The sequence below is a fragment of the Dolichospermum lemmermannii CS-548 genome (genome assembly GCF_028330815.1).
Lineage (GTDB): Bacteria > Cyanobacteriota > Cyanobacteriia > Cyanobacteriales > Nostocaceae > Dolichospermum > Dolichospermum lemmermannii.
The window spans coordinates 1-10585 of the sequence record NZ_JAQMTJ010000245.1; the positions used below are offsets into that span (position 1 = coordinate 1).

9 protein-coding genes are annotated in these 10585 nt (G+C 36.5%); 5 read left to right on the top strand and 4 right to left on the bottom strand.

The window, feature by feature from the left end; translation table 11 throughout:
* Positions 1 to 160 precede the first annotated feature (160 nt).
* Entirely contained in the window at positions 161 to 931 is a 771-nt protein-coding gene (locus PN450_RS16420; protein ID WP_271836955.1) for an outer membrane protein, read from the bottom strand.
* A 367-nt stretch (positions 932 to 1298) separates the two neighbouring features.
* Between PN450_RS16420 and PN450_RS16425 the strand changes: the two genes are divergently transcribed.
* A complete protein-coding gene (locus PN450_RS16425) occupies positions 1299 to 2333 on the top strand; it encodes a LuxR C-terminal-related transcriptional regulator (RefSeq protein WP_271836956.1) in 1035 nt (344 codons plus the stop codon).
* A gap of 11 nt (positions 2334 to 2344) precedes the next feature.
* Here PN450_RS16425 and PN450_RS16430 read toward each other — a convergent pair whose 3' ends face one another.
* Complete coding sequence (locus PN450_RS16430) at positions 2345 to 2515, bottom strand: hypothetical protein (protein WP_213717765.1); 171 nt, start codon at positions 2513 to 2515, stop codon at positions 2345 to 2347.
* Positions 2516 to 2679: 164 nt separating this feature from the next.
* Here PN450_RS16430 and PN450_RS16435 point away from each other — a divergent pair, with 164 nt between their 5' ends.
* The 4 genes from PN450_RS16435 to tilS are packed head-to-tail and all read left to right on the top strand — an operon-like array spanning position 2680 to position 7527.
* Complete coding sequence (locus PN450_RS16435) at positions 2680 to 3999, top strand: NB-ARC domain-containing protein (RefSeq protein ID WP_271836957.1); 1320 nt, start codon at positions 2680 to 2682, stop codon at positions 3997 to 3999.
* Positions 3992 to 5479, top strand: coding sequence for an ABC transporter substrate-binding protein (locus tag PN450_RS16440; RefSeq protein WP_271836958.1), 1488 nt, complete (start codon positions 3992 to 3994; stop codon positions 5477 to 5479). Before PN450_RS16435 ends, PN450_RS16440 begins: the two co-directional genes overlap by 8 nt.
* A gap of 39 nt (positions 5480 to 5518) precedes the next feature.
* A complete protein-coding gene (locus tag PN450_RS16445) occupies positions 5519 to 6529 on the top strand; it encodes a serine/threonine protein kinase (protein WP_271836959.1) in 1011 nt (336 codons plus the stop codon).
* Positions 6526 to 7527 carry a tRNA lysidine(34) synthetase TilS gene (gene tilS, locus PN450_RS16450; RefSeq protein ID WP_271836960.1) on the top strand — a complete coding sequence of 334 codons (1002 nt, stop codon included), beginning with the start codon at positions 6526 to 6528 and terminating at the stop codon, positions 7525 to 7527. The genes PN450_RS16445 and tilS overlap by 4 nt, the downstream gene beginning before the upstream one ends.
* Before the next feature lie 64 nt (positions 7528 to 7591).
* Here tilS and PN450_RS16455 read toward each other — a convergent pair whose 3' ends face one another.
* The gene (locus PN450_RS16455; protein ID WP_271836961.1) at positions 7592 to 8989 is read right to left on the bottom strand and encodes a UDP-glucose dehydrogenase family protein; all 1398 of its coding nucleotides are present in this window, start codon (positions 8987 to 8989) and stop codon (positions 7592 to 7594) included.
* 217 nt (positions 8990 to 9206) lie between these two features.
* Complete coding sequence (locus tag PN450_RS16460) at positions 9207 to 10136, bottom strand: UDP-glucuronic acid decarboxylase family protein (protein WP_015081118.1); 930 nt, start codon at positions 10134 to 10136, stop codon at positions 9207 to 9209.
* Positions 10137 to 10585: the final 449 nt, after the last annotated feature.

Consider the following 10585-nt stretch of genomic DNA (forward strand, 5'->3'; position numbering starts at 1 on the left):
AATCGGTAATTTCGGATTTTTGAATACCTGTGAGGATAATTTTGATACAAAATCGTCGAAATCTTAGGTGGCGATCGCTAATATCAAATCCCCAAACGACCATTTTTCGTTGTGTGACAGTTTAGGGTGCGGAAGGTGGGCTAAAATATGCTATTAACGATTAAAAACCTTGCCGATAACCAACGTTTACACCATAAGAATTAGGTGGAGTCACATCACGACCAGCATCATTTTGATAAGTGCCTATACCAAGGTACTTAAATTCAACAAAGGCATTACCTTTCCTCACAAGTTCATATTGAAGACCTACTTTTCCTTGATAAGCAAAAGATGAGCCAGTACCAAGGTCAGCTTCTTGCCCCTGATCCTTAATTTTACCGCTAATGATACCAGCGCCGAAACCAGCACCAAGGTAAGGACGAAATTTAGAGCCAGTCGGGATATCCCAGTAGATGTTCCCAAGAATAGAAATTGTGCTGACATTACCAGACCATGGAAAAGATTGGGTATTGATACTAGCTTTATTAACGCCAAAAGAGCTATAACTAATTTCCGCTTCACTGCGTAAGTCATGCTTCTGATAACCAAAAGCTATGTTCCATTGGGAAGTAGAATCTAAAGCCAAGCTAATTTTGTCATTATAAATGCTACTGAATTTCACATCATTGCCTGGAGCAGCACTACCAACACTTCCACTTAGATAGTAATATCTACTTGCAGGCAGCTTAGAATCGGTATCACCACTCTTATATGTGGATGCTGGGGTGTTGACTGGTTGAGTATTATTAGTGTTTTGATCTACTGAATCAGTCGAGTTAGAATTTTGGGACATTAAGTCGGCCGCTTTCCTAGAAACTTCCTCCGCTTGAGCAGGAGTCGTGACTAAAGTAGCTAATATAGCTAACCCTAAAAAGCACTTGTGTTTATTCATGATGTAGGTAAACCTTAATTTTCAACCTGAAAAACGAAATTATTTTGAGTTAGAGACTGTGTAAAAATGACCTTAGCTGCGATACCAGTAAAGTCTGTCCAGAATTTAACTGGCTTTGGTTATAAAAGCATTTCTTCCCCCCAGCTATGTCACATCAAATTTTGTTGTTCAGTGACTTAATAAACTAAAAAAATTGTGACATACTTACTTACAGGTGTCAACCCCATAACAGAGATTTAAATTTTCAGATCACGTACTTAACTATCACCTTTGCCTAAGTGATAATAATCACAGAGCATAATTGATGTTAAATTACTGTAAAATAGTCACAATCGTGAATATATAACTGATGCAATTAAAATCAAGAATGAATCAACAAGAGTTTGAACGCGTATTCTATAACCTCACAGAAAACCGCAAAAACGTATTGCAGAAAATACTTTCAGGCCATACAGATATGGATATAGCCGAAGCGATGAACATTACAGAAGCATCCGTGAGAAAGTATGTGGAAAGAATATGTTACGAATTTGGACTGAATAATGAACCTGCTGATAGTCGTCGTTACAAACGCTCAGACTTGGTTGGATTGTTTGCTAAATATAAACCAGAGTTATTAACTGATAGTCAATCTAAATGGACAAAAGAACTAGCAAAAACAGAAGATGAAGATCATGAAGATATTACTAAATCTATCTTGTATTTACTATCAGTTCATAAACCCGTTCCAGAAGAATTAAAAAAGGTGCTAAGACGCATGAATTTCAGTGAAAAAGAAAAAAAAGAAATTGCTAAATCTCTAAATCAATTAGGACATGAAAGCTACCTGAGTAATGATTTTATAATTGCTGCATCTTATCTAGAATTAGCAGTGGAATTAAATAAAAATCATGGTTCTGCTCACTATAATCTAGGGGCAACTTACGAAAAGTTAGATAATTTAGATGATGCTTGTCATCATTATCAGATTGCAATTAAATATCAAAACCGCGCTGCTGATGCTGCTATTAATAATTTAGCTCGGTTGCAAATTCTCCAAGGAAATAGTGCAGATGCTGTGAAAATTATTGAACCAATTTTGTCAAAGGTGAAAGATGACACAGTTAAAGTTTCATTACACAAAAATCTTGCTTGGGCATATTTTCAGCAAAATTCTTATGAACAAGCACACCAACATTTACTTGTTTGTCTGGAATTAGAAAACAATTATGCCCCAGCTTATTGCTTATTAGCACAAGTCCAAGCAGCACAAGGAAATCGGCAAGCTTCTAGAGAATCATGGCGAAATTTTATAGAATTTTATACCCATGATCAAGAACTTAAAAAAGCCCATTGTAAATTACCAGAATTAGAAATTTGTAAGTTGGAAGCGATGAGAATTATTAATTCTCCAGACAAATAATATCCGCTCAATTAATTAGGAGGAACTAGAGGATCATCATCCTCATCTCCTTGATGACTCTGTGTAAACCAAATATTTTGCCCTTGCAGTGATTGTATTGATATTACCTGCAAAATATTATACTGTCTGTTGACATTAGCAACTTCTGACAGTGAAATTACTGAATTATCTTGATAAGCCATAACAACCTCTTTTTTGTCCTTACACAATCAAGTATCTCAATATTAGATGTAACTGTAAATACAATTAACTAATCAGTATTTAGCTAATAAAGACTAATAAAACTAATAAAGTTATGGCAAATTAAGATACAATCCAGAACAGGATATCAGGAGAGAACTAGACCATGGATACAAAACAGATAATTAGAGGATTAAAGGATTGGGTAAAGCGTGAAAAAGGCATAGATTTTCATTTAAATGCTTGTCAAGAAGCGATTTTAGAATATTCTTTGCAAAATATCGCCTATGCCAATATGGATAATCTCGGTTATGCTGTTGACACTATCAAAAATAATACGGGTCCTGATTTATTCAAATACCTCAGTCAAGTTACAGATAGGAAAGTTAGCAAAAAGAATTGCTTCTTAACTCTCCCACGACTTTTAGAACATCCTGGTACTGAGGAAGATACAGAAAACAATTTATTACGGATAGATTTACGGGAAGCACCAGTTCCTAAAGATTTCTATGGCCGTGTAGAAGAATTATCTAAGTTAGAAACATGGATAGTTAAAGAACACTGTCCTTTGGTGGGGGTTTTTGGTATGGGTGGGATTGGGAAAACACCACTATTAAGAAAGTTTGTGGATAAAGTTAAAGATAAATTTGATTATATTATCTGGAAGAAGCTTGAATATTCCCCTTTTTTAGAAGATTTTTTAACTCATATAGAATCATATTTTCCAGCTAATAATTTAGAAAAAAATCCCCATAAAAAAAATATATCTCAGAGAATTCTTAGCTTAATTTCTTTCTTAAATCAACATCGGTGCTTACTGATTTTTGATAATTGGGAAAAACTAATGGCAACTGATGAAATATCAGAAGATCAGCAAAAAATAAACTATTCTAATTATGGAAAACTTTTAAAATCTGTTGCAACATTAGAACATCAAAGTTGCGTAGTATTTGTCAGTTTACAAACACATCAACAAATGGATATTGTGGACAGATCCAGAGTTAGAGAATTAACATTAACTGGTTTAAATAATCAAGATTCTCAATACATATTGAATAATTTTAAATTGTCAGAAAAGGGAAGAGAAAGACTTATTAAACAGTATCAAGGACATCCATCAGCTTTAGAATTTGCTGCTCAACATATTCAAAATAATTATAATGGTGAAATTGATGACTTTCTCAAAGGAACATTTTTTATTCATGATGTCATAACTGATTTATTTGATAAACATATTTCTGGTTTATCAAATATAGAACTCAATATTGTGCGAAAATTAGTTTATGAAACAGAACCAATGTCACTTCCTGAAATTTATCAATTATTTCCCTCTATTTCTCAAGCAAAAATTGGTCAAGCCATAGATAAATTATGTACAGATGGGTTAATTGCAAGGGATGATAGCCAAAGATTACCAACTTTTTGTATTGTGCATCCTTTACTTATTAAATATATTAAAAGACGTTTCCCTAAAAAAGATGACTAAAATGACAAATCTTTCCAGAAAAATCCGTAAATATCCAATTTTGGCTAAATGGTTATTTTTAATAATCTTGATACTTAGTTTTTCTTCCTGGATATATTTGATTTTTAATCCGCAATTATTGATAAATATTTTTTCTCAAAATTGGTGTAAAGATTTTGAGTTAAATGACAATTTATCTTGTGGAGAAGAAAGTCTCTTTACGAAAAATAAATTTCCATTGTTTCAACAAGGTAACTTTCCAAAAACTGTTGATTTTTTTACTGAACAGAGACGCAAGGATAAAAATAACCCGGAAATTTTAATCTACCTCAACAATGCCAAATTGATGAAGGAAGGCAAAAAAAGTTACACTATTGCTATTGTTGTTCCTATTAATCAGGATGCTAGAGGCACAGCGGAAGGTTTATTAAGAGGTGCGGCACAAGTTCAAGAAGATTTTAACAAAAATCCTGGACATCCAGGTTTAAAAATTCTCGTTGTTAACGATGAAAATAAACCTGACACAGTTAATAATTTAGCTGAATATCTGCTCTCTAAAGATGATGTAGTTGCAGTTATTGGACATTATACATCTGAACTCACGAGACTAGCTTTACCTGTTTATCAACATAAGAGAGTTGTTGTTATTTCTCCTGCTACGGCTGCCAGAAACAGTATTTTGTCCGGTCATAAATTTCCACAAAATTTTTTATTTCGGACTGTTCCTAGTGTTAAATTTGAGATTCCTGAGTTAATTGATAAATTGCAATTATCACAATTAGCTAGTGGAGAAAAAGTAGCTATTTTTTATACCCCAAGTAGCACTTTCAGTAAATCTGCTTTTGAAGAATTTCGTACCCGATTAGGTGCAAATAGGATAATTGAAAGAGATGTGTCTAGCTCTAATTTTACTCCTGATAGTACCTTAAATGAAGTTAAGCAGCAAGGGGCAAAAGCACTGATTCTCATTCCTGATGGTCGAGTTACTCCCCATAGTTTTAAAAATACTTTAAGCCTGATTGATGTCAATGAAGATCAACTACCAATCGGAGGACAATCTGTTCTATATGATGAGAGAATACTGAATAAAAAAAATATTGTCAAGAACCTTTCAATAGTCATTTCTTGGCATCCTTTAAGAAGTCCTAATCAAGAGGTTGTTGACAAAGCTAAACAACTCTGGGGAACTGGTAATATAGGTGTTCAAAGCGGGATATCCTATGATGCTACTTTAGTTTTGACAACGGCTCTAGAAAAAGTTTCTATCAATGATCGTTTGGAAAAACAAAGATCGACTATACAGCAGCAATTAAATGGTTTACAGATCAAAGAAGGAGCGTCAGGAAATATTTCTTTTGATCAGGATGGAGATAGGAAAGAAAACCCTTCCCAAATAGTTCATGTTGTCCCTACTAAATGTTCCAAATATGGGGCAATATTTGCCCCAATGAACTATGATTTGACAAAATTAGATTGTCTATCAAATGATCAAGGATTATAAAATAAATAAGTAGTTGATTAACCCAAAAGAGAGAAAGCTATGATTGAACCTGGAGATATTATCCATAATCGTTATCATGTTCTGCAAGAATTAGGAGATGGTGGTTTTGGTAAAACTTTTGAAGTAGAAGATAGGTTGATCAATGATCATAAAGTTATTAAAATTTTAACCCAATCAAGTGATAAAGTCTTGGGACTTTTTGAACAAGAGTTTAATGTATTAAAACAATTAAATAATCCGGGAATTCCCCGCGTAGAAGCGGATGCTTACATTAAATTTCAATGTCCTCACAGCCGGGAAATTTTACATGGTTTAGTCATGGAGAAAATTGCTGGACAGGATTTGGGTAAATGGTTGGAACAAAATTACAAAATTCCTAATAGCCAACAAGCTATCGAATGGCTAGAACAATTGACCCTTATCCTATCTCATGTTCATAGTCAGAATTATTTACATCGGGATATTAAGCCAAATAACATAATGTTAAAACCTGATGGTCAATTAGTATTAATTGATTTTGGTATTGTTAAAGAATTTATCCAAAAAATTCAAAAGCAAACTATTCCGGCTACAATGGTGGGATCATTAGGCTATTGTTCACCAGAGCAAGAAGCTGGTAAAGAGGTAGATTATACATCTGATTTTTTCTCATTAGGGCGGACATTTCTGCACTTACTCACAGGAACTTATCCTGGATACGATAACTTTCAAAGAGATAGACAAACCGGAAAGTTATTATGGCAAGATAAAGCCCCAGAAATTTCTGAAGAATTTAAAGATTTAATTGATTATTTAATGGAGCATGATCCAAAAAATAGACCACAAAATACACAAAAAATTTTGCGGTTAATCCAAAAAATTAAAGCTGGTCAAAAACAAGTTATCCTCCCTATCCCAATTGTTTTCTTCAGCTTTGCTCTCAATTTTGTTTTTCTGACTTTACTAGCGATGGAAGTTACATTAGGTATAGGCTTGAAAGTTCTCTTCGTCGTTGTTCTATGTGTGATTGGCGGGTTTCTCTTTTTACCTTTGATTAAATATCTATTATGACATGGACACCCCTCCACGCCCAAATACATCGGACTATCCGCGCCCGTAATCTATTTGAGCGCAATCAAAAGCTATTAGTCGCAGTATCGGGTGGACAAGATTCCCTATGCTTAATTAAATTACTATTAGATCTACAACCCAAATGGGGATGGAATCTAGCCATAGCCCATTGTGATCATTGTTGGCGTGAAGACTCCCAAGCTAATGCTCACCACGTTAAAAATTTAGCGAAAACTTGGCACATACCCTTCTATTTAGAAACAGCTAATCAACCCGTTAACAGTGAAGCCACAGCCAGAAATTGGCGATATCAGGCTTTAACAAAAATCGCCCAATGTTATAACTATCAATATATTATTACCGGACATACTGCCAGCGATCGCGCAGAAACTTTACTATACAATTTAATGCGTGGTACTGGTGCTGATGGTTTACAAGCTTTAACTTGGCAACGTCCCCTAACTGACAATATCATGTTAGTGCGTCCATTATTAGAAGTTAACCGTTCCCAAACAGAGCAATTTTGTCAAGAGTTTAATTTGCCAATTTGGGAAGATTCCACCAATCAAAATTTACAATATGCGCGAAACCGCATTCGTCAAGAATTAATCCCCTATTTAAAAGCGAATTTCAATCCCCAAGTAGAAGCAAATTTAGCGCAAACAGCCGAACTTTTACAAGCAGAGGTAGAGTATTTGGAACAAACAGCCCATCAGTTGCGGCTAGAAGCCTCAGTACAGGGCGAGAAAGGTAATTTAAAGGTAAACCGCTGTTTATTAAAAAAAGTACCCCTAGCTTTACAACGTCGGGTCATGCGTCAGCTACTTCAAGAAATACTTCCTGATGCCCCTAATTTTGAACATATTGAAAAAATCACAGCCTTAATCACAGCCCCCAATCGTTCCCGAACAGATCCTTTTCCCGGAGATTTGACAGCAATAGTCCAAGGTGACTGGATTTATATATACTCAAAACAGTTGGGACATGGACTTTTGTAAAATCACGAAAAACCTAGATTTGTAGGGGTTTAGCAATGCTAAACCCCAACCTCCCCAACCTCCCCTACCTTCCCACGCCCACGCCCACGTATTGGAATCCAGCTTTTACCATTGCTTGGGGGTTAAGGAAATTACGACCATCAATCATGACAGCATGGTTCATTAATTTTGCCATTTTCCCATAGTCCAAAGTGCTGAACTGTTGCCATTCGGTGACAAGTACCAAAGCATCACAGCCATCTGCTAGTCTTTCCGCGTCGGTTTCTACTAACACACCAGAAAGACCATGACGCATTCCTGTTTGGGAAATAATGGGGTCATAAGCCTTGACTTTAGCTCCCAATCGGTTGAGTTGTTCAATCAAGATTAGTGCCGGTGCGTCCCGTAAATCGTCTGTATCTGGTTTGAAGGTTAAACCGAGTAGTCCCACAGTTTTACCTTTGAGGATTTTTAAAGCCTGTTGGAGTTTTTCTAGGGCGATTAGGCGTTGACGTTCGTTAACACTGACAGCGGCTTTCATGAGTTGGGCTTCATAGCCATAATCATCAGCGGTGTGAATGAGGGCGGAAACATCTTTGGGGAAACATGAACCACCCCAACCAATGCCAGCTTGTAAGAACTTGCTACCAATACGGGAATCTAAACCGATGCCTTTTGCTACTTGGGTAACATCCGCACCAACGCGATCGCATATATTAGCAACTTCATTAATAAAACTAATCTTGGTGGCTAAAAAGGCATTAGCGGCATATTTAATCATTTCTGCCGAACTTAAATCTGTTACCAAAACTGGAACAGGAGGCAAAGATTTATCAGCCGCAAATTTGCGTTCGACAATTGGCGCATATAGTTCTTTCATCATGCCAGTGGCTTGTTGACTATTGCCACCTAAGACAATCCGATCAGGGTTAAATGTATCATGAACTGCTGAACCTTCCCGGAGAAACTCTGGATTACTGACGACATCAAAATCATTAGCAATCTTCGATAATTTATCATCACTAGCTGTATCACCAGATACCAGCAATGTTTTTTGACGTTCAGCAATCCCGTCTAAAACAATCATTCTTACCCAGTCACCAGAACCAATGGGGACAGTAGATTTGTTGACAATTACCTTATAGCCACCTTGAAGATTTTCGCCAATGCCACGAGCCACAGCTTCTACATATCGGGTATCACTTTCACCATTGGGTAAAGGAGGAGTTCCCACGGCAATAAACAGGATTTCTCCATGATTAACACCAGCCGCGAGATCACTAGAAAATTGAATATTGCCACTACTAATGGCAGACTGCATAATTTCCGAGAGTCCTGGCTCGAAAATCGGCGACTGCCCAGACTTCATTAATTTTACTTTTTCTTCGTTATTATCTATGCAAATTACATCATGGCCAATATGAGCCAAACAAGCACCTGTTACTAAACCAACATAACCAGTACCAATTACGCAAACACGCATTTTTAAAACCCCGTTTTTTATAGTTGTCAGTAGGGGCGAAGCATTTGGAAGATAAATTATCGGTCATTGCCAAAAATAGTTCTCCAAATGCTTCGCCCGTACAGTTGTCAGTTGTCAGTAGGGGTGAAGCATTAGGAAGATAAATTATCGGTCATTGCCAAAAATAGTTCTCCAAATGCTTCGCCCGTACAGTTGTCAGTTGTGAATTACTAAACCACTACTTTTGAAAACGTTGACGGAAATCTTCGATCATTAATTTTAAACCGTCTTGCAGAGGAATAGTAGGTTCCCAATCTAACAAAGTTTGTGCCTTAGTAATATCGGGACGACGACGACGGGGATCATCAGCAGGTAGGGGTTCAAATTTAATTTGTGCATCTGGGTTAATCAAGTTTTGCACAGCCTGCGCCAGTTCCAAGATAGTGTACTCATCAGGATTACCCAAATTTATGGGTCCGGTATGTTCACCATTCATTAATCGCATTAGTCCATTTACCAAGTCGGAAACATAACAAAAGCTGCGGGTTTGTTGACCTTCACCATAAACAGTTAAAGGCACACCTCGTAATGCTTGCGCGACAAAATTGCTGACTACGCGACCATCATTTTCCAGCATTCTCGGTCCATAAGTATTGAATATTCTGGCGACGCGAATCTCGACTTTATTTTCTCTGTAATAGTCAAATGCTAAGGTTTCGGCCATTCTCTTACCTTCGTCATAACATGAGCGAATGCCAATGGGATTGACGCTGCCTCGATAATCTTCAGTTTGGGGATGAACTTCTGGATCTCCGTAGACTTCGCTGGTGGAAGCTAATAAAAATCTGGCTTTAACTCGTTTAGCTAACCCCAACATATTGAGTGTGCCAATAACGTTAGTTTTAACTGTTTTAATTGGGTTATACTGATAATGCACTGGAGAAGCCGGACAAGCCAGATGATAAACTTGATCCACTTCTAACCGAATTGGTTCGGTGATATCGTGACGGATCAGTTCAAAATTATGATGATCTAACCATTTGAGGAGATTGTGTTTCTTTCCTGTATAGAAATTATCCAGGCAGATGACTTCATGACCATCATTCATGAGTCGGTCAATTAGATGAGAACCAATAAAACCAGCACCGCCCGTCACTAAAATTCTCATATTTTCCCTTTTGCTAACATCTACTTTCCGTATCTGTGTCATGCTTTTTTATATTATCCACATTGATAACAAAAAAAACACATCCTTATTCAATAATTTTCTGTATAACTCCTAAGTTTTATAAGCTATTGTCTGCTAGATATTCTCTAATGAATTGGTTAATTGTGGGGATGTTTTATCAAATCTTTAAAAAAAATATCCTGTTTTTTACGTAAAATCCATATTTGTTCAGCTGATCATTACACCCTCTAAGGGAGTGTAAGCAGGAAATTTGTATCGAACGTCTCTACATTATTTTTCAGACTATTAGAGGGTGTTTGAAAAGTTATGGTTGATGTATTAAATATTTTTTACCCCACCCTAACCCTCCCCTTGTAAAGGGGAGGGAACTGGATTTTTATTGTTTCCCCCCTTTACAAGGGGGGACTAAGGGGGGTAGCAATGTGATG